Here is a 21,149-nt window from a genome sequence, read left to right on the forward strand (position 1 = left end):
GCTGTCCTTAGACTCTATTGAAACCGAGAGTTTTTAATCAGTCGCTTCAAATCGGTGATTAGCCCTTTGATCTGCTCATCACCTTGAGCGGGTTGGTAGCTCAATATCACCCAACCTGTTGGGTCTATCACTAACCACTGTTGATCGTAATCGGTCAGTTGTTGATTAGCTTGTCCCAGCCTCATTTGCTCAAGGCCGTCGTTTATTTGACTAAGCTGTTCGCCGGAAGTAAGCGCAACTTTTTGAGTTTGCTGTTTGGCGATGCCCAAAGCTAACCAAGCATTATTGAGTTTGCTAAGCTGTTGCAAACAAGCTTGCGAGCAGTCGCCATCAATAACCTGAGCAATCGACCACTTACCTATGGGATAGTTTTCCAACTGTCTTGGCGGCTCCATCCACTCCCCATGACTAAGTGCACCCGGTTCATACCAGCCCATTTTAAGTACCACCCAAGCCAAAATAAGCGGCACTAAAAATACCGAAGCAAGTAACAACATGGTTTTTTGGTGACTTCTCATAAACCTTCCTTGTTTCCATTCTGCACGCAAAAATAAACGGTTAAGCCAGTGGCAACTAAGGCCATTAACAACCATTGCAGCGCATAACCTTGGTGCTTTTGCGGCGATATTGACACTAGCTGTTCAGAACTATGCTCAACTTGGCTATCTAGCACAAAAGGCAATAATTCAAGATTCCAATAATCGGACAAAGCCGCAATATTGATTTGCTGAACCCGCAGTCCCTGCGGCAGCTCTTCTAACCAGTGCTGCTGATTAAGTACCACTGGCAAGCTAATTTCTCTTAATCGATAGCGCAAAGGCAGCTCTTGAGCAGTTATGGCATCTGGTAACAAACGCCTATCTGCTCCAGCGGCCTGCCAAGCAAGACGCACTAATACATTGCCTTGCGGGGTATCAGCTAAGGTATAGGCGTCGTACCCCACTACTCCTTCATTTACTTTATTGTCTAACCACAAAAACTTATCCGTGCTTGCAATGTCACTTAGCGTAACTAATTGAAACGGCTGCACACCCGAAGCAAGGGCCTGTTCTAAACTGGTTTCGATAATTGATTGCTGCTGGTATTGGTCTAATAACTGCTGTTTTTGTTCACTGCGTTGCCATTGCCACAAGGAAAGCTTGACCATTAGCCCTATCAGCGCAACCATAAGCACAACAAACAGTATCAAGCGGTAAGAAACTGTTTTTTTATCAGCCTGTTGAGAGAGCTTAGTTATGGTCATAAAACTGCTAATTACCGCGTTAATCCTGTTTGTGGTGGTGAACATGCTGTTTGCTTTACGGGTAATGCTAAAGGGCGGAGAAAAACCAATGACCCATTATTTGGGAAAACGCTTAATCTTTAGCGTATTGGTTATCCTATTAGTTTTACTCGCCATGGCGTTGGGCATTATTCAGCCCAACCCACGCCCTTACTAAAGCACATAGACAAAAATAAACAGACACAACCACACCACATCTACAAAGTGCCAATACCAACTCGATGCCATAAATGCAAAGTGACTCTTACCGGTAAAGTGGCCTTTTAGTACCCGCAAAAACATCACCGTAAGCATGATGGCGCCTAACGTAACGTGTAAGCCGTGAAAACCAGTGAGTAAGAAAAAGGTATTGCCATAAATACCTGAATCAAGGCGCAAGCCTAATTCCTGATATGCATGAATGTATTCTTCAATTTGGAAAAACAAGAAAGCAAAACCTAGCACCAAGGTAATGGCTAACCACATTTTAAGTGGCCCACGTTTATCTTTCTCTAAACTCACATGAGCAAAGTGCAAAGTTACTGACGAAATCACCAGTATTACGGTATTCAACAATGGCAAGCCGAACCAGCCCATCGCTTGGGTTGTTGTACCGCCGGGCGTTTCAACTAGTGGCCACATGGCAGTAAACTCTGGCCATAACACCGCGCCAGTCATTTCATTATTACCAGCACCGCCCAACCAAGGCACAGCAATCATTCTGGCGTAGAATAACGCTCCGAAAAATGCACCAAAGAACATTACCTCAGAGAAAATGAACCAACTCATGCCTTGGCGAAAAGAGCGGTCCATTTGGGCACTATATAAGCCATCCATGCTCTCTTGGATAACATTGCCAAACCAACCAAACATCATGGTAACAATTACCACAAAGCCACATGACAATATCCAAAGGCCGTAGCTTTGCTCACTGCCCATTTGTTGAACAGAAAAACCTGCGCCCATGGCGATTAGGAATAAACCCACCGCGCCAACAATTGGCCATATACTTTGCGCAGGAACGTAATACTTCTCATAAGGCTGCGTCATTGCTCACCTCTCCATCGGCACTTAGTTGTGCAGTTTCAGATTCAATCGGCTCGCCCTCTACGGCAAATAAGGTGTAAGCCAAAGTTAAGGTATTTATGTCTTTAGGTAACTCAGGATCTACGTAGAAGAACAATGGCATGTCTTGTTGTTGACCCGGAGCTAGGGTTTGCTGCTCAAAACAAAAACAGCTGACTTTTTTCAGATGATTGGCCGCCAAACCAGGGCTAACCGAAGGAACCGCCTGCACCGTGCCACGTTTGGGAGTAAGGTTACTAGCACTAAAATCAACCTGTAGCGTCTCACCTGGATGGACTTTTACTTGGTTAACCTTAGGGCCAAACTTCCAATTAAGCCCTTGCGGCACATAGCTAATAAACTCCACGGTTACGGTGCGCTGTTGGTCAGTAACAAGGCTTAGTTCGCTGGCTTCTGTAGCAGTTTTGCCGTTAATGCCGGTAACCTGACAAAATACGTCATACAGCGGCACCAAGGCGTAACCAAAGCCGAACATAGCCACTACTACAAGCAGCAGCTTTGTGACTAAACGGCCATGGCCAAGCATATTATTTAATCTCCGGCGGAGTAGAGAAACTGTGGTAAGGCGCTGGCGATGGCAATGCATCCCATTCTAAGCCCTCTGCGCCTTCCCAAGGTTTAGCCGGAGCAGGTTCACCACTACGAATACATTTAATCACCATGTACAAGAAGATGAACTGCGACAAACCAAAGGCAAAACCACCAATACTCACTATGGCGTTAACATCGGCAAACTGCAGCGCATAGTCTGGAATACGCCGTGGCATGCCACCTAAGCCTAAGAAGTGCATAGGGAAGAACAACACATTTACCGAGATAAGCGAACACCAGAAATGTAGCCGGCCCAGGCCTTCGTCGTACATATTACCGGTCCACTTAGGTAGCCAATAATAAGCAGCAGCCATAATCGAGAATACTGCGCCTGTTACCAGTACATAATGGAAGTGCGCCACCACAAAATAAGTGTCGTGATATTGGAAATCTACTGGCGTAATCGCCAGCATTAATCCCGAGAAACCACCAATGGTGAACAGCACAATAAAGGCCAGTGCAAATAACATCGGCGTTTCAAAGGTCATTGAGCCGCGCCACATAGTGGCCACCCAGTTAAATACCTTCACCCCAGTAGGCACCGAGATCAGCATGGTGCAAAACATGAAGAACAACTCAGCCGCAACAGGCATACCAGTAGTAAACATATGGTGCGCCCACACAATGAAGCTTAAACCAGCAATAGATGCAGTGGCGTAAACCATCGAGGCATAACCAAACAATCTTTTACGAGAGAAGGCAGGAACAATCGCCGAGATAATGCCGAATGACGGCAAAATCATAATGTAAACTTCGGGGTGGCCAAAAAACCAAAATATGTGCTGGAACAGTACAGGGTCTCCCCCACCGGCGGCATCAAAAAATGACGTGCCAAAATACTTATCGGTAAGCACCATGGTCACTGCACCCGCTAATACCGGCATCACAGCAATCAACAAAAATGCAGTGATAAACCAAGTCCACACAAATAGCGGCAGCTTCATGTAAGTCATGCCGGGTGCACGTAAGTTCATAATGGTCACAATCACATTGATCGCCCCCATAATCGAACTAATCCCCATAATATGCACCGAGAATACAAACAAGGCAGTACTATCAGGGCTGTAGTTAGTAGAGAGCGGTGCGTAGAAAGTCCAGCCAAAGTTAGGGCCACCACCTTCCATAAACAGCGAGGCTAACAGCATGGTGAAAGCAAAAGGTAAAATCCAAAAGCTCCAGTTATTCATGCGTGGCAAGGCCATATCTGGCGCGCCAATCATCATCGGAATCAGCCAATTAGCCAAACCGGTAAAGGCCGGCATTACTGCACCAAACACCATGATTAAGCCGTGCATGGTGGTCATTTGATTGAAAAAGTTAGGTTCAACTAATTGTAAACCTGGTTGGAACAGCTCGGCGCGGATCACCATCGCCATTGCGCCACCGGTAATAAACATGGCAAAACTAAACCACAAATACATTGAACCAATGTCTTTATGGTTAGTGGTTAATACCCAACGCATTAAACCGCGCGGGGCACCGTGATGGTGCTCATCATGGTCAGCATGAACGTCACTAATCGTGCTCATTATCTCTCTCCCTACTGCGCTGCGTTTTGCACGGCCACAACATCCTTGGCCTGCACTAAATCACCGGTATCATTACCCCAAGCGTTACGCTCGTAAGTAATTACGGCAGCCAGCTCTTTTAAACCTAGCTGTTTACCAAAGGCTTGCATCGCAGTGCCCGGTACACCATTCACAACTACTTCAATATGTTTGCCCACATCACCAATAGCGATTGGGCTGTCTTTCAAGCCAGGGAACACACCTGGTAAGCCTTCACCGTTAACTTGGTGGCAAGCCGCACAGCTTTTGTCGTAGACTTTTTTGCCCAGCGACATCAGTTCGTCTTGCTCCATAGTCATAGCAACCAGCTCTAACTCTTGGGCCTGTTTGGCTTGATAAGCGGCTTCTTCTTCGGCTAACCAAACATCGTAATCGGCCTGCGTTTTAGCAATAACCACAATCGGCATAAAGCCGTGGTCCTTACCACACAACTCTGCACACTGGCCGCGGTATATGCCGGGTTTATCAATGATGGTCCAAGCTTCATTAATAAAGCCTGGGTTGGCGTCTTTTTTAACTGCAAAATCGGGTACCCACCAAGAGTGGATAACATCTTCCGAAGTCATCAAAAAGCGTACTTTTTTATCGATGGGCAATACCAGCGGTCGGTCTACTTCAAGCAAGTAGTTTTTGCGTTTTTCCAGCTTGCCGTTAACTTCATCCATATCAGAAGCCAGCACGCTATAGAATTCCAGTTCACGGTCAAAGTATTTGTAATGCCACTTCCACTGGGACCCTGTTACTTGAATGGTGATATCGGCATCGGAAGGATCTTCCATGGCCAAAAGAGTTTTAGTGGCAGGAATCGCCATGCCAATCAAAATAATGAAAGGAACGATGGTCCAAATAATTTCTACTTTGGTACTTTCATGAAATTGAGCCGGCTTGGCCCCTTTAGACTTGCGATGATGAAAAATAGCCCAGAACATGGCGCCAAACACCAGCACCCCAATAGCACAACAAATATAAAAAATTGTCATGTGCAGGCCATAAACCTGCTCACTAATGGCGGTAACACCCGGACGTAAGTTGAATGACATTTCTTGCGCAAATACTTGCGACGAAAAGAATGTCAGCATTATTAGCTGAATCCATCGGCCCACAGCGCTCTCCTTTGCTAGTAGCCAACGACAACAACTTTCCAAACTAGGAAAGTAGCTGCAGAAAAAGGGAAATCTCCCCCCAAAAAGTAGTAGACAGCAACAGCTAAATACAAGCTACTGCTTATAAATTAACCCCTAAGTTAAAGAAATGTAAATATATTGTTGAAATTTTTATAGATAAACACAAAAGATGTGATGCTAACGACAAAAGCCCAAATCGGGCTGATTTGGGCTTAAAAAGGGCGGAACTTATTGCTATGTAAGGCTTACATCCAATCGGCAGTGCGAATAATACCTACCGCCAAGCCTTCGATTTCGATGCTTTGATACTCTAAATCAACTTCAATAGTTGAGAGCTCTTCATTCTCTGGGTGCAAGTAAACCATTTTACCGTCGCGCTCAAAACGCTTAACCGTAACATCGTCTTCTAAACGTGCCACCACCACTTGCCCATTATGAACATCATTGGTTTTATGCACTGCTAACAGGTCACCATCCATAATACCGATGTCTTTCATACTCATTCCCTGCACCCGCAGTAAATAATCAGCATGAGGATTAAACAAGTTAGCATCTACCGCATAGTGTGACTCTACATGCTCCTGCGCCAAAATAGGCTCGCCTGCAGCCACTTGGCCAATTAAAGGTAAACCGGGTTCTAAGTCTTCGGCTACTGACTCATTAGCGCTGGCTGGCAAATACTCTTCACTAATGCGAATACCACGCGAAGCACCAGGGATCATCTCAATAGCCCCTTTCTTAGCAAGAGCTCGTAGGTGCTCCTCCGCCGCATTAGCGGAGCGAAAGCCTAATTCTTTAGCGATCTCTGCACGGGTTGGCGGCATACCCGTTTCGGAAATATGACGACGAATTAATTCAAATACTTCTGTTTGACGGGGTGTTAAGGGCTTCATAGTCTACCTGTAAGTTTATACAGCACACTGTTAGTATATACAGCATGAGCAATGAAGCAAGGATTTATCGTTAGCACGATCAAAATCAAATTATTAATACTTTAAGACAAATAAAAGCCACTAGCCAATTGCTTAAAAAGTGACTGAGGTATATGCTTAGGCTAATTAATAATACAATATGATTTACTGGAGTTGAATATGACAAAGCCTGTCATCGGTTTCATCGGCCTTGGTCTTATGGGCGGCAACATGGTTGAAAACCTGCAAAAGCGCGGTTACCAACTAAATGTAATGGACTTAAATAAAGAGGCTGTTGCAACGTGTGTTGCTCGTGGTGCTAAAGAAGCAAGCTCAGCAAAAGAACTAGCAGAAGCTAGTGACATTGTAATGCTTTGTTTAACCACTTCTGCAGTAGTTGAAAAACTTATCTACGCTGACGACGGGATTTTAGCCGGCATTAAAGAAGGCGCAGTATTAGTAGACTTTGGAACCTCTATTCCAGCCTCTACCCGTAAGATTGGTGAAGACTTAGCTGCTAAAGGTGCCGGCATGATTGACGCACCATTAGGTCGTACTCCTGCTCACGCTAAAGATGGCTTGCTAAACATTATGGCAGCTGGCGATATCGATACCTTTAACAAAGTTAAACCGGTATTAGACGAGCAAGGTGAAAATGTATTCCACCTAGGTGCTCTTGGCGCTGGTCACACTACTAAGTTAGTAAATAACTTTATGGGTATGACTACTGTTGTTGCTATGTCGCAAGCATTTGCTGTAGCCGATCGCGCTGGTGTAAACCGCCAACAGTTATTCGACATTATGTCAGCAGGTCCTTCTAACTCACCGTTCATGCAGTTTTGTAAAAACTACGCAGTAGATGGTGTAAGTGACTTAGGTTTCTCTATTGCTAACGCAAACAAAGACCTTGGCTACTTCTTAGAAATGGTAAAAGACTTAGGCACAGAATCTAAAATTGCTGAAGGTTCTTCTGCAAACTTAGCCGCTGCATTAGATGCAGGCCTAGGCAACGGCAATGTACCAGAGATTTTCGATTACTTTCTTAAACTAGAAAAGTAACTCGAGCTCCTCGTGACAAGGGTGTAACAGTCAAACTGTTACACCCTTGTTTGTTTTAAAGCCAGCATTTCTCCATGCTAGCATCAACAGAATACTGGCAAACAAACCTGCCGATAGCGGCTCACTAACTCTGGTAGCCTCTGCCACAATCAGCACTGGATTAATGTCTATCCAATAGTAATCTTCATCACCTTGCACCAAGGGGCTGTTAAAAATACGCGTGACTTCATCAGGCGTAATCAGGGTTTGATTGTTCAAAGATGGGTTCATCAAAAACGCACCATCCTTATGCGGCAAACCTAAGTTATGACCGAGTTCATGTGCTAATAGCTCTCCACCAAAAGACCCTGCAGCATAGGAAGACTCAACCACAAAGTCGTTACCAAAATACTCACCACAACCAACAATACCAGTAAGAACAAAGCTGCCACAGGCACTAATGGTATCGATGAAATAGAAGTTAACTACATTGGCTGGACCAACGTGCTGATTGAATAGCTGGGTGACTTCTGCGCTAGTGGTTATATCAAGCAGCTCCGGAAACACCAACTCGCTGGCAGTGCCAATACGAATATCGATGATGTTTTGGCCAAAGCTAGCTTGCGAATATATTTCATCCAATGCAGCTTCATTGGTGGTAATAAAGGCCGCCTGAGCCATTGATGAAATAAATAGCAATAGGGCGAATAATGAGTTTTTTGTGGTCAGAGTCATAACACATTCCTTAGCATGGTAAGCCTAATGAAACCTCAAGTAACATATTATTAACAATAGCATCCACGACTAAATAAACGAATTTTTGCAGCAAGTTTAATCTACCCAGAGTAACTATTGAGCCTCAATTTAGTTCTTTATATAAGTGCTGAATTATTTGAGATATTGCATCAAATCAAAGCCAAATTTAGATAAGTCTGCTACCCTATGCACTGTATTCATTCACCACTATAAGCTCTTGAGATGTTACATTTACCCTCTCCAGTATTAGCCGTTTTGCGAGCAATAATTGGCTTTTTTACGCGCGGAAAATTTGTCCCAGACAACCCCATCACTGAGTTCAATTTAGATTTATCTCAGCCGATTATTTACGTTATTCCGAGCAATTCTTTGGCCGATGTTTTAACTCTACAATTAGCCTGTAAAGAACTTGGCTTACCCGATCCCTTCGAACCGGTAATGTTTGCTGGCGAAGCACATAAACGAGTGGCATTTTTAGTTGATGGCAACGGCGAGACCCTAGAGCAAACCATTGAGCAATTTACCTCTGCCTTGGCCATTCACCGCAGCGACGAAAGCCACAACGCACAGCTGGTGCCAGTTAAGTTGTTTTGGGATCGTTACCCCGGGCGCGAGAGTGTGGATGACTTAATGGGCGGCAAGCCAGAACGCCCTGCTGGGGTGTTAAAGAAAACCTGGCAGGTTATCTTTAAAGGCCGCGAAAACTTGGTCCGTTTCAGCCCGCCGGTATCACTTAAAGACATGGCACAACGCCAAGGCTCAGACAAACGTATTGGCCATAAACTGGCGCGTGTTGCTCGAATACACTTTAGCCGCATGCAAATGATCGCCACCGGCCCCAAGTTACCGAATCGTCGGCACATGTTTGAGCAACTACTGGCTTCGGCAACCATTCGCGAAGCGATTAATGAAGAGGCAAAGGCCAAGAACATAAGCAATGCCGCTGCACGCCAAGCGGCATTGAAGTACTTAGAAGAAATTGCCGCTGACTTCTCGTACCGTAACTTACGCATGGCTGATGCAGTGCTGAGTTGGGTGTGGAACAAAATCTATTCCGGTATTGAAGTAAACCACGCAGAGAAGGTTCGCCAACTTGCTCAAGAAGGCCATGAAATTGTCTACGCACCCTGTCACCGTAGCCACATGGACTACCTACTGCTGTCTTATGTTCTGTACCATCAAGGCATGGTACCACCGCACATTGCAGCTGGGGTTAATTTAAATTTCTGGCCGGCAGGTCCATTTTTCCGCCGCTCTGGTGCATTTTTCATTCGCCGCAGCTTTAAAGGCAATAAACTCTACTCCACGGTATTTAGAGAATACTTGGGGCAATTGTTTAGCCGAGGTTACTCGGTAGAGTACTTTACCGAGGGGGGCCGCAGCCGCACAGGGCGTTTATTGCCACCTAAAACCGGCATGTTAGCCATGACCGTTCAAGCCATGCTAAAAGGCTTAGAGCGTCCGGTAACGATTGTTCCGGTCTACTTTGGTTACGAACACGTAATGGAAGTGGGCACTTACTACAAAGAGCTAAAAGGCAAATCTAAAGATAAAGAGTCGTTATTTTCACTGTTTGGCATGCTGCGTAAATTACGCAACTTTGGCCACGGCTACGTAAACTTTGGCGAGCCGATTAACGTAAACCAAAGCTTAAACAAACTAGCGCCAGAGTGGCGAGAACATCCAGAACAAGGTTTGAAACCTAGCTGGCTAGTGCCAGCGGTTAACGATATATCCAAGCAATTAATGATGAATATTAACAGCGCTGCTGCGGTGAATGGTTTGTGTTTAAGTGCTACTATTTTATTGGCCGCCGAGAACCGAGCCTTACCCCGTAAACAGCTGGTTAAGCAGATAAGTTTATACACATCGTTAATCGAAAACGTGCCTTATAGTGATCATGTAACGCTACCGGAAGTAGATGCAGAAACACTGTTGGATCAGGCTATTAGCCTCGACAAGTTTGAAATTCGCAGCGACTACCTAGGCGAAATTATTGGTCTAGATGAAAAACAGCAGGTACTGCTTAACTTTTATCGCAATAACATTATCCACTTACTGATTATTCCAGCCTTTATCGCTACCGCGTTATTGCAACATCGTAGCCTGTGCCGTAGCCAATTAGTCACCTTACTTGAGCAGCTTTATCCTTTGTTAAAAGGTGAATTATTCCTGCGTTATCAAGTCAGTGATATGAGCGATCTGGCGGAGCGCTACTTAGAAGAATTTGCCGCGCTAAAACTAATTAGTGATCAAGGCGATTGCTTTAACATTGACAGCCAACGTCGCGGGCGTTTGTTGCTGCTAGCTCAAGTGGCTCAAGAAAGTTTGCACCGCTACGCCATTGTTGCGGCGTTGTTAGCCAAGCGCCCTCACTTAGAGCGTGCAGAGTTAGAACAACAAGCATTGGCCGGCGCACAACGTTTAGCGCAATTGCACAATATCGACGCGCCGGAATATTACGACAAGCGCATTACCACCAACTTGCTCTCGCTAATGCGTGAGCAAGGCATAAACGACAGCCAATCTGCTGAGGATTTGTTTAAGCAACTCTCGCCATTGCTGGCCGATGGGGTATACCAATCGATCAGTGAATTATTAGATCTAGACACTTAAGCCTTACTAATAGCCAGCCATGCATAATGGCTGGCTATACCTACAAATACCGCCAAGCCCACGTAGTTATTGTTTAAAAAAGCTTGGAAACACGCTTCTCGTTCGCGATAACGAATCAACTTTTGTTGGTAGACGAACAACACTGCTGCTGCTAATAGGCCAAGATCAAAGGGCAAACCTAGTTGCTTAATATCTCCGATTATCGCCAAACAGGTTAAACTAGCGACTTGCAAGAGTGCCACCACCAACTTGTCGAAGCGGCCAAACAATATCGCCGTAGATTTAATGCCCACTTTTAAGTCGTCATCACGATCAACCATTGCATACTTGGTGTCGTAGGCCACTGTCCAACATACATTAGCCACTAATAGCAACCACGCCTCGGCAGGCACTGTGTTGGTTTGCGCAGCGTAAGCCATAGGAATACACCAACTAAACGCCATTCCCAAAAACAGCTGCGGTAAGTGAGTATAGCGTTTCATAAAAGGGTAAATTGCCGCCAAACCAAGGGCAGCAAAGGACAACAAAATCGTGAGGGTGTTTTGGCTTAATACCAGCAAAAACGAAACACTAACCAATACCGCAAATAAAGTAAGTGCCTCACGCGTGCTCACCACCCCAGTCGCTAAGGGGCGCTGAGCGGTGCGTTTTACATGAGCATCCACCTTGCGATCAGCAAAATCATTAATCACACAGCCAGCTGAGCGCATAAAAAATACGCCTAGTACAAATACTAGTAAAATAGAAAGATCGGGTAATCCTTCGGCAGCTAACCAAAGTGCCCAAAGCGCCGGCCATAACAGTAACAAAGTGCCAATAGGTTTATCTGCTCGCATTAATTGCCAGTAAGGTTTTACGTTAGCTAGCTGCAACACCGCTTTCTCCTTGATAGGCGATACAAGATGGCAAAAAAATCTCTGATACCAACAAAGGCGCAGAGGCCAACAAAAAACGAGAACGCCGCCCCCATAAGGGCTGTGAAACTGCAGCATGCTGATAAATAGCAGAGTCTTGAGCAATCTTAGCCAACTCTATGGTTTGGCGTAGCCCTTTGTCAGTAAACAATAACTCACCGAGCGGCTTAGTAGCGAGGCGACTCACCTCAGCAGCATCGCCTTCTAAAGAGCTTTTAGGGATCACACTACGGGCAAATACCCAAGGTTCACCATCGCAGCATAACAGTACTTCACGCACCCAATAGGGGCCAGCACAAGCCAAAGTGGCTAACTCATGGTTAGCTATCTCGGCGTAGTCCTCAAACAACACTCGAATTGAGAATTGCTGGCAATGTTGACGTAAGCGCGCAGTTAACGAGCCAGGGTATTCTAGCCAATCGCGCAACAATGGCGCAGGTATCGTTATTTGCTGTGGCAACAGCCACTTACCATCGGCCCCGCAAGGCTGCACTTGTTTTGGTTTCACGCGATCACATTGCAAAGAATTAGACAGGCATTATCCAGTAAACTGCAGTTTAAAGTAAACTCTCCTTTGTATGGATGCCGTACTGATTCAGACACCGGTTATCAATAAATGCACTTTGGTTAAGCTCATACACTGAGTCACTTGGCTAACAAGTCTTGTATTATTTTCCATCACCAGCTTGACCTAGTGCCCGCTAACAGAAACAATAAAGCTAGGACTACCAAGGAAATACACCGTCGCATGAAATTTGTTCACAGCTTGCTGTTATGTTGCAGCTTATTCTTCTCCTCGTTAGCCTCCAGCCAAGAGGCAGGAACCTCTAGTTATGCATATTTTGGCTTCGAACCCGATATCATTACTAATTACATTAGCACAGGCAAAAAACTCGGTTACGTGCGTATTAGTGCTGAAGTAATGGTTGAGAACCAAAGTGCCTTAAGCAGTATAGAGCACCATGCTCCACTCATTCGCGACGCGATTATCGAAATACTGGGCCACCAACGTGAAGAAGATATAAAGTCATTAAAAGGCCGCGAAGAAATTCGCATGTTATGCCAAGAAGCGGTAAATGATTTATTAGTTCAAGAAACCGGTAAAAAATTAGTGAGTAAATTGCTGTTCACTAAGTACTTATACCAATAAAGTTAATTGATAGATAAAACTAAAAAAGCCCATCGATGATGGGCTTTTTGCTTATTAATAGCTAACGTTAATTAGGCTGGTGCTTGTCGAAAAATTTATCTAACAAGGCCTGAGCGCAACCTACAAACAAACCAAATAAGTGAGCCAAGTTAGCGGTAGAAGGCCCCACCACATCCATAAAGCCAATGACCAGCCAGACTAACATAAAGCCAACAATTGCCGGGCTAAGCTGTAAGCCAGCCTGCGGGCGCAACCAACCGGTAAACCAACAATATCCCAGTAAGGCGTACACTACTCCCGACAAACCACCAAAGTAAGGGCCGGTTGCTAGTAGCTGTGCCACATTAGGAATAACCGCTGCTACAAGCGTAATTAGTAATAATTTAGAGCTACCCAGCTGGCGTTCAATTTCTCCCCCCAACTGCCACCACCACAAGCCATTAAAGACAATATGGATAACCGAAAAGTGCAAAAAAATAGGTGTTATCACTCGCCAAAACTGATCTGAGGCTAACATGCTTAGCTGCGGTGGAATGGTGAGATTAAGCATCAAATAGCGCTCAAAGCCAATGTTCATCAGCAAATAAACCACGGCGGAAATCAGTAACACCGCCAAAGTAACTGGACCAGCATGCGCAAAAAAAGCACTTTTAACTAAGCCCTTTCCGCCATAAGAGAATTTAGCTTTACGGCTATCGGCCACAGTCCAAGAAGCGGCTAAGTATTTTTCATCATTAGGGTTTTCAATAAACTGCTTGAGTTCGTATTCAGCTTTATCAAGGTGTTGCTCATCAATTAAGAAAACCGCCACACCTTGATCAGCTGGTGCCAATTGGCACTCAATTTTTAGCACTGCCATATAATCTACAAAAGCTTGAGCGACTCTAGGGTTGCCCATTACGATTAATTGCTTCACTCAGCATCACCTGATTCAACTGGTGCGACTTGACGCCAGGCTTCAAAGCCACCTTGCAGACTATATACTTCTTCAAAGCCTTGGTGAATTAAATATTGTGCAGCACCTTGGCTAGAAATACCGTGGTAACACATTACGATAAGTGGCGTATCAAACTCGGTTTCCGAAATAAGCTGATTTAAACTGCCATCGCTTAAATGAAATGCATTAACGGGATGAGCTTGAGAAAAAGACTGCGGGTCGCGCATATCTAGCAATACCGCGCCCCCTGAAGCGAGCTTTTGCTGAGCGCCATTTACATCAATTTGTTCAAACTGTTCCATCATCTTTTTCACCGCGGTAATTTTTGTTTCACTTTAACTGGTTTAAGGGCAAAGAAAAAGCCACAAACCATAGGGAGATTACTAGGGTCTGTTGAACTTTGGTGTTGAAATTTTGTTCAAGATAAGCGGGCTTTAATCGCGGCGAGCACTTAGAAGCCTAGTGGGCTAAGCAAGAAGTGCTTAACAAAGAGTAAAATTCGCTTATCCGAACCCTTCAGGCAGCATTTCTTAGCCATTTATTCAGCGTTAGCGAGTGATTATTAAGACCACTTAACTGCACACACACAGCCTTGCCTAAATGGCTAATAAATTGCTGCAAAATCCATCAGCAAAGATCAACAGACCCTAGCTGTAAGCATAAAAAATGTATGGTCCGCCTCGTTATTGCAATGATAAATTTCGATAACGGGGTTGGTTATGCGCTAATGTATTCGGAGTCTAATTAGACGCTCTCGCCACCCGCTCCACGATGAGTTCCGCGCTGGATTATCCTCAAAAAAGCCGAAAGCTTTTATAAGCTGTTTTTTATGTCAGGTTTTAATCCAGTGGTTCTACCGTTTTCGTCATCTCTCTTCTTCATTGCAAACTCGGTGTTAACGCCTTGCTGTTAAATGCTTGTTTCGTCTTCATGACCGCCCAGGCTATTCGGGCAAGCTTATTCGCCAATGCAACTGTAACAACATTGAATGGCTTGGTCGCTCGCAAGTTTATTAGCCACTCGCCATAAACCTTCCCCGTCTTATCCGGTCTCGACATCACCGCTCTGGCGGCATGGATAAACAAGGTTCGAAGTGCTTTATTTCCTCGCTTGCTTATCCCTAATAATTTGGGCTTACCACCTGTTGAGTGTTGCCCTGGAACGAGTCCTAACCACGCAGCCATGTTTCTACCGCTTTTAAAATCTGTAGCACTGCCGATGTTGGCAAGACAAAGACTGGCTGTCATATCTCCAATACCCGGTATGGTTTTTAGGAGCTGACCTATCGCGTTCGTTTCAACCAGTTGCTTTAGCTTTTTATCTTGTTTCTCTATGTTGCCATTGAGAAATAGATAATACTCATGCAGCTCCATAAGCTCTTGCATCAGTAACATTGGCAGCTCCCGCCTTTGCTGAGCAAGCCAGTTGAACAGTTGCTTCATCACGCTATGGCCTGTAGGAAGAGCAATACCAAACTCCAGAAGTAATGAACCGATGCGGGACATGCAGGCTGTTCGGTCTTTGATATAGCCGCGTCTAGCTTTATGAATCGCTGAAATAACTTGAGCTTCTTCTGACTTTACACTGACAAAGCGCATATTAGGTCTTATTGATGCTTCACATATGGCTTCTGCATCAATGAAGTCATTCTTATTACTTTTAACGAAGGGCTTTACATATTGCGGAGGGATTAATCTCACTTTATGTCCCATTAACTCACATTGTCTGCCAAGCCAATGCGCACCGCCACAAGCTTCGAAAGCAATGGTGCAGGGCGTTAATTGGTGAAGATAGTGAATTAAGGCTGAACGAGAAAACTTTTTGCGGATAACTTGATTATCAGAATAATCACGGCCTATCACGTGAAAAGATGATTTGCCTAAATCGATACCAAGAACTTTAATTGTAGACATGATGGTTCGCCTCTTTGTTTGCCAAACTCTAAGACTAGCTTAGAGGTGAGGCGGACCATCTAATTAAAGCCGAAGCTTTAATGCCGATCAGTTAAGACAGATCCATTGACGATCTTTCTAGGTATAGCAAAATCCGATGTTATTAATGGCATCGGATTTTTTCGTTTATGGACGTCTCACAAGCACTCAACATCATCAATGACTGGAAGCCCAATCAAATTGAAACACTGGCTGATTTGTTACCCCTTGAGCTCATTAATGATGCCTATGCTTTGTCCGATACGGTTACGCTGAGAAAACGCAAACTGTCGCTTGAGTCACTGGTCTGGTTGCTTGTTGGAATGGCGCTTTATAATGACAAATCGATAGCCAATATCGTGAATCAGCTCGATATTGTTGACCGTGAAGGTAAGCCTTTCGTTGCGCCAAGTGCACTCACGCAACGGCGTAAACAGCTAGGCGAACAAGCGATACACGATGTCTTTCAACTCATGTCAAAGCGCTGGTGCCAACAAGCCAACTTCGCTCACTGGAATGGTTTAACATTACTCGGTGTTGATGGTGTCACTTGGCGTACTGATGATTCTAAAGAGAACAGCGATGCATTTTCTCGACCTAAAGGCACACAATACCCACAAGTGCGCATGGTGTGTCAGATGGAGTTAAGCACACATCTCATCACCGCCAGTGCTTTCGACGACTACAACGTCAACGAAATGGTGTTAGCCGAAAAGCTGATTAAAGATACGCCAGACCATAGCCTAACGATGTTCGACCGTGGCTTTTATTCGATGGGGTTACTGCATGCTTGGCAGAGTGCAGGTACAGAGCGCCACTGGCTTCTGCCATTAAAGAAAAACACTCAATATACCGTGCAGAGAAGCTTTGGGCGTAACGATAAACTTGTCACCCTTACTAGTAATCCTAGAGCGCGTAAGTTATGGCCAGAACTATCCGAAACGATGACTGCTCGTCTCGTGACCCGCAAAATCAATGGCAAGACATTTGAGGTACTCACCTCCATGATTGACCCGATGCGCTTTCCAGCAGCAGATATTGGTTCATTGTATGGACACCGTTGGGAAATCGAACTGGGATACCGAGAGCAAAAACAGTTTATGTTGGGAAGGCGTTTGACACTCAGAAGCCGTAAACCGGAGCTGGTGCGCCAAGAGCTATGGGGCATTTTGCTGAGCTATAATTTGATACGGTATCAAATGGTTGAAATGTGCTTTGTGTTGAAAGGGAGCTACTTACCTTACCAGCTGAGTTTCAATGGCGCGTTAGCGCATGTCATGAGGTTATTGGTAGGACTGCCTTATTCCAGCCCAGGGGCAATTCCTCGGCAGCTCAAGCATTTTTATGGGATGGCAGAAAGCCTCATTCTTCCGCCAAGGCGAGAACGAACCTTTCCAAGATGCGTAAAGCCCAGACTGCAGCGATACGCTAGAAACAAAAATGCCGTTCACCTTAAGTGAACGGCATTGAAGCCGAAGCTTGCTTAAATTAGTTCTGGAAAAGGATTAAGCGCCAAGATAGGCTTTACGCACATCCTCGTTCACCAGCAAGTTATCACCTGTGTCTTCAAGAACAATCCTGCCATTTTCCAGAACATAACCGCGGTCGGCTAAGCGTAACGCTTGGTTAGCATTCTGTTCTACTAAAAACACCGTCATTCCACGTTGGCGCAACTGCTCCACAATATCAAAAATCTGCTGAATGATAATTGGCGCTAAACCAAGCGAAGGCTCATCTAATAGCAGCAAACGAGGGTTGCTCATTAAGGCGCGGCCAATGGCTAACATTTGTTGCTCACCACCAGACATAGTACCCGCACGCTGACTCACCCGTTCTAACAAACGCGGGAACAAGCTATATACTTCTTCAATACGCTCTGCAGTTTCTTGCTTAGTGGCAAAAAACGCGCCCATGTGCAGGTTTTCTTCAACGGTTAAACGCGAGAAAATTCGGCGGCCCTCTGGTACCACAGCAATGTCGCCACGCATAATGTCGTGAGTTTGGCTATTGGTAATGTCTTTACCGTCAAACAAAACTTGGCCACTGCTGGCTCGCGGGTCGCCACACAAAGTCATTAGCAAAGTGGTTTTACCGGCGCCATTGGCACCAATTAAACTGACAATCTCGCCTTGGTTCACTTTTACACTTACATCGTGCAGAGCTTGAATTGGGCCGTAGTGGGTTGAAACATTTTTTAACTCTAACATTGTTATTTTCTACCTCAGCCTAAAACTCGCCCAAGTAGGCTTTAATCACCTCGGGGTTATTGCGAATTTCTTCTGGCGTACCGTTGGCTAAAGGACAGCCTTGGTTAACCACGTAAATACGATCTGATATGCCCATCACCAACTTCATATCGTGCTCAATCAGCAATACCGATACATTTTCCTTGTCACGCAAGTCCATAATCAAGCGATCTAGATCGTCGGTTTCCTTAGGGTTTAAACCAGCGGCAGGCTCATCAAGCATCAAAATTTCTGGACGTGTTACCATGCAACGAGCAATCTCTAAGCGGCGCTGCTGACCATAAGCCAAATTACCCGCTTTGCGATTGGCAAACTCTTTTAGATCAACCTTATCAAGCCAATATTCAGCAAAGGCTAAGGCATCCGCCTCACTCTTTTTAAAACTTGGCGTTTTTAATAAGCCTGCTAAGAAGTTGGTATTTAAATGGCGGTGCTGTGCTACCAATAAGTTTTCAACCACACTCATATCTTTAAACAAACGAACATGCTGGAAGGTACGCACTATGCCTTTACGGGCAATTTGGTGCCCCGCTAAACCTTGCAGTGCTTCACCGCGATAAAGTATTTGTCCAGCCGTGGGTTGGTAGAAACCGGTTAAACAGTTAAATACTGTGGTTTTACCCGCCCCATTTGGGCCAATTACCGACACCACTTCTTTCTCGTTTAACTTAAGGGCAACATTGTTTACCGCCAATAAGCCACCAAAACGCATGGTAAGGCCGTTTACATCTAATAAAGCACTCATGCCTTGGCCTCCTCTTTTAACTCAATATGAGGACGAGACATTGGCAATAAGCCCTGTGGTCGCCAAACCATCATAAATACCATCATCAAACCAAACATCAACATGCGATATTCATTAAATTCGCGCGCCATCTCTGGCAATACCGTCATAATAATTGCCGCCAAAACAACACCAATTTGCGAGCCCATGCCGCCCAGTACCACAATCGCCAAAATAATTGCCGATTCAATAAAGGTGAAAGATTCGGGGCTAATAAAGCCCTGACGTGCAGCAAAAAAGCTACCGGCAAAACCCGCAAACGCAGCACCAATAGTAAAGGCACTCAACTTAACTACAGTAGGGTTTAAGCCTAATGAGCGACAGGCAATTTCGTCCTCACGCAGTGCTTCCCATGCGCGGCCAATTGGCATTCTTAATAAACGGTTAATCACAATTACCGTTAGCACCACCAATAACAAGGCCATTAGATACAAGAAAATCACTTTGTATTGCGAGTTGTAGCTAATACCAAAAAAGTTGTGGAAGGTATCAAAACCCTCGCCTTTCAGGCGGCGGTTAAACTCCAAACCAAACAAGGTAGGCTTAGGAATACCACTGATCCCGTTTGGGCCACCGGTAAGGTGAGTTAAGTTATTCAGCAGTAGGCGAATAATTTCACCAAAACCTAGCGTTACAATAGCTAAGTAATCACCCCGTAGGCGCAATACTGGGAACCCCAATAAAAAGCCAAACAAGGCCGCCATAGCACCAGCAATAGGCAAACAAACCCAAAAACCAAAGCCATCGGCACTTAGCAGCGCATAAGTGTATGCACCTACCGCATAAAAGCCTACATAACCTAAATCCAGTAAGCCGGCTAAGCCAACCACCACATTTAGGCCCAAGCCTAGCATCACGTAAATAAGCGTGAGTGTGGCCAAATCCACCGAGCCGCGGCTTACCATAAAGGGCCAAATAATTGCGCCAGCCAAGGCAAAGGACACCAGCAAGCGATAAGCCTTTGGGTTTTGCTCAGGACTAGGAAGTTTAAAGTTAAAACCCTTGCTTGGGGCTTTTCCGATTTTTTTCTTAAATAACAGCGGATGAAGTAACTGGCTAACAAATACTGCCGCCATGCCAATGAATAACCATTTTAGATGAGCTTCATCGGCCAAAGCCAAGTTTAAGCCACTGCTGCTTGGCTCCATACGAATGCCCAATAGCCAGCCGGCCAACAGCATAAAAGTGATGGTAGAAATTAATGCACCAGAGAGATTGAGCTTACTCATACTTTCTCAACCTCCGGCTTACCTAACAAACCTGTAGGCATAAATAACAATACAAAACACAATAGACCAAACGACACCACGTCTTTGTATTCCGTACTAAAGTAACCTGCGGTAATTGCCTCGGTAATGCCTAACAACAAACCACCTACCACTGCGCCAGGAATAGAACCAATGCCGCCCAATACCGCTGCAGTAAAGGCTTTTAAGCCTGCCATAAAGCCAATGTAAGGGTTAATTACACCGTAATAAATACCCAATAGCACACCCGCTACTGCGGCCAATGCAGCACCAATAACAAAGGTGAGAGAGATAACTTTATTGGTATCGATACCCAACAAATTGGCCATGCCGATATCTTCAGAACAAGCGCGACAGGCACGTCCCATGCGCGAGTGAGTAATAAAGGTGGTTAGTGCAATCATAGTGACAAAGGTCACTACAAAAATAACTAACTGCATGTAGGAAATAGTTAGGTTAAAGCCGTCTTCTGGACCAAATGTCCAACCGCCAGTAATTAAACTGGGCATAGCAATGTCTCGGCTACCCTGCGACAGTCGCACCAAGTTCTGCAAGAAGATAGACATACCAATGGCCGAAATGAGCGCAATTAGGCGATTACCGCCGCGTACCGGCCGGTAAGCGACCTTTTCAATGGTCCAGCCATAGGCGCTGGTAATAATGATGCTTATTGCAAACGCACCAAATAACAAAATAGGTAAGGAATCTAGGCCCATTAAGGCCAATGCAGCTAACACAATAAACGCCACGTAACTACCGATCATATACACTTCACCATGCGCGAAGTTAATCATGCCAATAATGCCGTACACCATGGTGTAACCAATGGCGATAAGTGCGTAGGTGCTACCAATGGTTAAACCATTAACTAGCTGCTGAAAGAAATAGAAAAATTGCTCAGACATAACTGCCCCAATCTAGTGGCCAACGCCACCTATACCGGCAAGTAAGTGTATTCAGTGTTGCGGCCCAAACCGCTGATAACCTTG

22 protein-coding genes are annotated in these 21,149 nt (G+C 45.1%); 5 read left to right on the plus strand and 17 right to left on the minus strand.

The genetic code is table 11. The annotated features are described in order from the left end of the window. Nucleotides 1–14: 14 nt before the first annotated feature. Together K5L93_RS08170 and K5L93_RS08175 are read right to left on the minus strand one after the other, a co-directional pair. Complete coding sequence (locus K5L93_RS08170) at nucleotides 15–518, minus strand: redox-active disulfide-containing membrane protein (protein ID WP_220719257.1); 504 nt, start codon at nucleotides 516–518, stop codon at nucleotides 15–17. Beyond that, nucleotides 515–1,243, minus strand: coding sequence for an SURF1 family protein (locus K5L93_RS08175; protein WP_220719258.1), 729 nt, complete (start codon nucleotides 1,241–1,243; stop codon nucleotides 515–517). Before K5L93_RS08175 ends, K5L93_RS08170 begins: the two co-directional genes overlap by 4 nt. On the opposite strand from K5L93_RS08175, the gene K5L93_RS08180 reads away from it, so the two are divergent. Beyond that, nucleotides 1,236–1,439: a DUF2909 family protein gene (locus K5L93_RS08180; RefSeq protein WP_016399728.1), complete on the plus strand. Its 204-nt coding sequence runs from the start codon at nucleotides 1,236–1,238 to the stop codon at nucleotides 1,437–1,439. The genes K5L93_RS08175 and K5L93_RS08180 overlap by 8 nt on opposite strands. On the opposite strand, the gene K5L93_RS08185 is transcribed toward K5L93_RS08180, so the two are convergent. The 5 genes from K5L93_RS08185 to lexA all read right to left on the minus strand — a co-directional run bounded on the left by K5L93_RS08185 (nucleotide 1,436) and on the right by lexA (nucleotide 6,523). Then, on the minus strand, nucleotides 1,436–2,311 hold the full coding sequence (locus tag K5L93_RS08185) for a cytochrome c oxidase subunit 3 (RefSeq protein WP_152783580.1): 876 nt from the start codon (nucleotides 2,309–2,311) through the stop codon (nucleotides 1,436–1,438). The genes K5L93_RS08180 and K5L93_RS08185 overlap by 4 nt on opposite strands. Beyond that, the gene (locus K5L93_RS08190) at nucleotides 2,295–2,873 is read right to left on the minus strand and encodes a cytochrome c oxidase assembly protein (RefSeq protein WP_220719259.1); all 579 of its coding nucleotides are present in this window, start codon (nucleotides 2,871–2,873) and stop codon (nucleotides 2,295–2,297) included. Before K5L93_RS08190 ends, K5L93_RS08185 begins: the two co-directional genes overlap by 17 nt. A gap of 1 nt (nucleotide 2,874) precedes the next feature. Continuing rightward, nucleotides 2,875–4,467, minus strand: coding sequence for a cytochrome c oxidase subunit I (gene ctaD, locus K5L93_RS08195; RefSeq protein WP_016399731.1), 1,593 nt, complete (start codon nucleotides 4,465–4,467; stop codon nucleotides 2,875–2,877). Nucleotides 4,468–4,478: 11 nt separating this feature from the next. Then, nucleotides 4,479–5,585 carry a cytochrome c oxidase subunit II gene (gene coxB, locus K5L93_RS08200; protein WP_040306634.1) on the minus strand — a complete coding sequence of 369 codons (1,107 nt, stop codon included), beginning with the start codon at nucleotides 5,583–5,585 and terminating at the stop codon, nucleotides 4,479–4,481. Nucleotides 5,586–5,875: 290 nt separating this feature from the next. Next, entirely contained in the window at nucleotides 5,876–6,523 is a 648-nt protein-coding gene (lexA, locus tag K5L93_RS08205) for a transcriptional repressor LexA (RefSeq protein WP_220719260.1), read from the minus strand. A gap of 198 nt (nucleotides 6,524–6,721) precedes the next feature. On the opposite strand from lexA, the gene K5L93_RS08210 reads away from it, so the two are divergent. Beyond that, nucleotides 6,722–7,600, plus strand: a complete 879-nt coding sequence (locus K5L93_RS08210; protein ID WP_220719261.1) for an NAD(P)-dependent oxidoreductase — start codon at nucleotides 6,722–6,724, stop codon at nucleotides 7,598–7,600. 30 nt (nucleotides 7,601–7,630) lie between these two features. On the opposite strand, the gene K5L93_RS08215 is transcribed toward K5L93_RS08210, so the two are convergent. Further along, nucleotides 7,631–8,314, minus strand: coding sequence for a zinc metalloprotease (locus K5L93_RS08215; protein WP_220719262.1), 684 nt, complete (start codon nucleotides 8,312–8,314; stop codon nucleotides 7,631–7,633). Between the two features lie 243 nt (nucleotides 8,315–8,557). Between K5L93_RS08215 and plsB the strand changes: the two genes are divergently transcribed. After that, the gene (plsB, locus tag K5L93_RS08220; protein WP_220719263.1) at nucleotides 8,558–10,951 is read left to right on the plus strand and encodes a glycerol-3-phosphate 1-O-acyltransferase PlsB; all 2,394 of its coding nucleotides are present in this window, start codon (nucleotides 8,558–8,560) and stop codon (nucleotides 10,949–10,951) included. Here plsB and ubiA read toward each other — a convergent pair. Both ubiA and K5L93_RS08230 read right to left on the minus strand, forming a co-directional pair. Further along, nucleotides 10,948–11,823, minus strand: coding sequence for a 4-hydroxybenzoate octaprenyltransferase (gene ubiA / locus K5L93_RS08225; protein WP_220721479.1), 876 nt, complete (start codon nucleotides 11,821–11,823; stop codon nucleotides 10,948–10,950). The genes plsB and ubiA overlap by 4 nt on opposite strands. Further along, entirely contained in the window at nucleotides 11,810–12,373 is a 564-nt protein-coding gene (locus K5L93_RS08230; RefSeq protein WP_220719264.1) for a chorismate--pyruvate lyase family protein, read from the minus strand. Before K5L93_RS08230 ends, ubiA begins: the two co-directional genes overlap by 14 nt. Nucleotides 12,374–12,613: 240 nt before the next feature. Between K5L93_RS08230 and K5L93_RS08235 the strand changes: the two genes are divergently transcribed. Further along, complete coding sequence (locus K5L93_RS08235) at nucleotides 12,614–13,015, plus strand: flagellar basal body-associated protein FliL (protein ID WP_220719265.1); 402 nt, start codon at nucleotides 12,614–12,616, stop codon at nucleotides 13,013–13,015. Between the two features lie 67 nt (nucleotides 13,016–13,082). On the opposite strand, the gene glpG is transcribed toward K5L93_RS08235, so the two are convergent. From glpG to K5L93_RS08250, 3 genes are all read right to left on the minus strand, one after another. Next, nucleotides 13,083–13,931, minus strand: coding sequence for a rhomboid family intramembrane serine protease GlpG (glpG, locus tag K5L93_RS08240; protein WP_246615018.1), 849 nt, complete (start codon nucleotides 13,929–13,931; stop codon nucleotides 13,083–13,085). Beyond that, on the minus strand, nucleotides 13,928–14,254 hold the full coding sequence (gene glpE, locus K5L93_RS08245; RefSeq protein WP_220721481.1) for a thiosulfate sulfurtransferase GlpE: 327 nt from the start codon (nucleotides 14,252–14,254) through the stop codon (nucleotides 13,928–13,930). The genes glpG and glpE overlap by 4 nt, the downstream gene beginning before the upstream one ends. A gap of 576 nt (nucleotides 14,255–14,830) precedes the next feature. After that, on the minus strand, nucleotides 14,831–15,865 hold the full coding sequence (locus K5L93_RS08250; RefSeq protein WP_220719266.1) for an IS110 family RNA-guided transposase: 1,035 nt from the start codon (nucleotides 15,863–15,865) through the stop codon (nucleotides 14,831–14,833). A gap of 167 nt (nucleotides 15,866–16,032) precedes the next feature. On the opposite strand from K5L93_RS08250, the gene K5L93_RS08255 reads away from it, so the two are divergent. Next, the gene (locus K5L93_RS08255; protein ID WP_220719267.1) at nucleotides 16,033–17,343 is read left to right on the plus strand and encodes an IS4 family transposase; all 1,311 of its coding nucleotides are present in this window, start codon (nucleotides 16,033–16,035) and stop codon (nucleotides 17,341–17,343) included. A gap of 45 nt (nucleotides 17,344–17,388) precedes the next feature. Here K5L93_RS08255 and K5L93_RS08260 read toward each other — a convergent pair whose 3' ends face one another. The 4 genes from K5L93_RS08260 to livH are packed head-to-tail and all read right to left on the minus strand — an operon-like array spanning nucleotide 17,389 to nucleotide 21,065. Next, the gene (locus K5L93_RS08260) at nucleotides 17,389–18,090 is read right to left on the minus strand and encodes an ATP-binding cassette domain-containing protein (protein WP_016399754.1); all 702 of its coding nucleotides are present in this window, start codon (nucleotides 18,088–18,090) and stop codon (nucleotides 17,389–17,391) included. A gap of 19 nt (nucleotides 18,091–18,109) precedes the next feature. Beyond that, the gene (gene livG / locus K5L93_RS08265) at nucleotides 18,110–18,874 is read right to left on the minus strand and encodes a high-affinity branched-chain amino acid ABC transporter ATP-binding protein LivG (RefSeq protein ID WP_220719268.1); all 765 of its coding nucleotides are present in this window, start codon (nucleotides 18,872–18,874) and stop codon (nucleotides 18,110–18,112) included. Next, entirely contained in the window at nucleotides 18,871–20,142 is a 1,272-nt protein-coding gene (locus K5L93_RS08270; protein WP_220719269.1) for a high-affinity branched-chain amino acid ABC transporter permease LivM, read from the minus strand. The genes livG and K5L93_RS08270 overlap by 4 nt, the downstream gene beginning before the upstream one ends. After that, nucleotides 20,139–21,065 (minus strand): high-affinity branched-chain amino acid ABC transporter permease LivH, encoded by a 927-nt coding sequence (gene livH, locus K5L93_RS08275; RefSeq protein ID WP_220719270.1) that lies wholly within the window; start codon nucleotides 21,063–21,065, stop codon nucleotides 20,139–20,141. The genes K5L93_RS08270 and livH overlap by 4 nt, the downstream gene beginning before the upstream one ends. Nucleotides 21,066–21,149 lie beyond the last annotated feature (84 nt).

Origin of the sequence: Agarivorans litoreus (assembly GCF_019649015.1) — a bacterium.
In the GTDB taxonomy this organism is placed as follows: domain Bacteria; phylum Pseudomonadota; class Gammaproteobacteria; order Enterobacterales; family Celerinatantimonadaceae; genus Agarivorans; species Agarivorans litoreus.